Genomic DNA, 1,889 nt, shown 5'->3' with positions numbered 1-1,889 from the left:
GTACGCCCAGCATGGGCGTCATCTCTAGGGTGAAAGTCCCGAACGGGGGCTGGCAAGCGCCTACCGTTAGCCAAAGGCAAGGGTGTCCATCGCGAGGTGGAATCTGAAGGAAGCCGGAGGCAAAAGCACGGCCTGAGGTACACGAATCCAATTTGAGGCGGTTGCAGCCGGATGAGTCACCCACACATGACGAAATCCAAAGCTGCCAAGGGCTGCAGCCGTAAACTTGGGCAGGCGCGGGCGGAAAGATGACGTTCTTATCTGGGGAGGCCTGCGGGAGAAAAAAAAAAAGCGAAGTCACTTCGTAACCGCAACCGAGAGGTTGCGCTGAACCCGCAGGAGTCAGCAGAGGCCATAGTACGCAAGTACGGGACGCCGGAAAGCGGAAGGGCTGAACCGAAAGGAGAGAGGGAACCGATGCGTTCGCGTGAAGAGCAACGACAGCCGAATATCCCGCAAGGGAGCTTGCGGCAAAGAGAAGCGGTGAAGCCGCCAGGGTATGCCGGAGCGCCGAGTTCTTCACCGGCACAAGTCGATCCTTCCTCTCGCAAAGACCAGAACGACTTGTTGGAGCGAATGCTCGAAGGAGAGAACCTTCGGCTCGCCTATAAGCGAGTGGTACGGAACGGAGGAGCCCCCGGTGTGGACCGAGTAACAGTAGCGGAGCTACAAGCTTACCTGAATACACACTGGGAAACGGTGAAAGACGAACTCCTAACGGGAACGTACAGACCGATGCCCGTCAGACGGGTGGAAATCCCCAAACCCGGAGGCGGTGTACGGCTGCTCGGTATCCCGACCGTGATGGACCGCTTCCTCCAACAAGCACTTCTGCAAGTGATGAACCCGATTTTCGATGCCCACTTCTCTTGGTACAGCTACGGCTTTAGACCGGGAAAGAGAGCACACGATGCCGTGAAGCAAGCCCAGCGATATATCCAAAGCGGTCTGCGATGGGTCGTAGATATGGATTTGGAAAAGTTCTTTGACCGGGTGAACCACGACATTCTCATGGCAAGAGTGGCAAGGAGAGTGACAGACAAGCGAGTCCTGAAGCTGATACGGGCCTACTTGGAAGCCGGAATGATGGAAGGTGGCGTCTGCCAGAAGACGGACGAGGGAACCCCGCAAGGCGGTCCGCTAAGTCCGCTTTTGGCGAACATCTTACTCGATGATCTGGACACAGAACTGACAAAGAGGGGCTTGCGATTCGTCCGCTACGCAGACGATTGCAACATCTTTGTTGCTAGCAAACGAGCAGGCGAACGGATTATGGAATCGGTCACACGATTTGTGGAAGGAAAGTTGAAACTGAAAGTGAATCGGGACAAAAGTGCAGTGGACAGGCCATGGAACCGGAAGTTTCTTGGCTTTAGTTTCCTGTCAAATAAGCAGGCGACGATTCGATTGGCTCCCAAGACAATCTCTAGATTCAAAGAGAAAATCCGGGAATTGACGAGCCGCACCCGATCGATTTCCATGGAGGAACGTATAACTAGATTGAATCGCTACCTCATGGGATGGATTGGATATTTCCGGATCGCATCGGCGAAGAGCCACTGTGAAAGATTCGACCAATGGATTCGCAGGAGATTACGCATGTGCCTCTGGAAACAGTGGAAACGGGTGAGAACCCGAATCCGTGAACTGCGAAATCTAGGCGTTCCAGAGTGGGCTTGCTATGTTATGGCAAACTCCCGCCGTGGTGCATGGGAAATGTCCCGAAACACAAATAACGCCCTTCCGACTTCCTATTGGGAAGCGAAAGGGCTGAAGAGTTTACTTTCTCGTTATTTGGAGCTTTGTTAACTTTTTGGAACCGCCGTATGCGGACCCGCATGTACGGTGGTGTGAGAGGACGGGGGTTAGTCACCCCCTCCTACTCGATT

1 protein-coding gene is annotated in these 1,889 nt (G+C 54.0%); it reads left to right on the top strand.

Annotated elements, in window-relative coordinates:
- Positions 1-417: 417 nt before the first annotated feature.
- A complete protein-coding gene (gene ltrA / locus MJ257_RS24460) occupies positions 418-1,809 on the top strand; it encodes a group II intron reverse transcriptase/maturase (RefSeq protein WP_240271778.1) in 1,392 nt (463 codons plus the stop codon).
- Positions 1,810-1,889 lie beyond the last annotated feature (80 nt).

The sequence above is a fragment of the Paenibacillus timonensis genome (genome assembly GCF_022427145.1).
Lineage (GTDB): Bacteria > Bacillota > Bacilli > Paenibacillales > Paenibacillaceae > Fontibacillus > Fontibacillus timonensis.
Note: the sequence above shows the minus strand (reverse complement) of the source record. Positions and strands in the feature narration are given on the sequence as shown.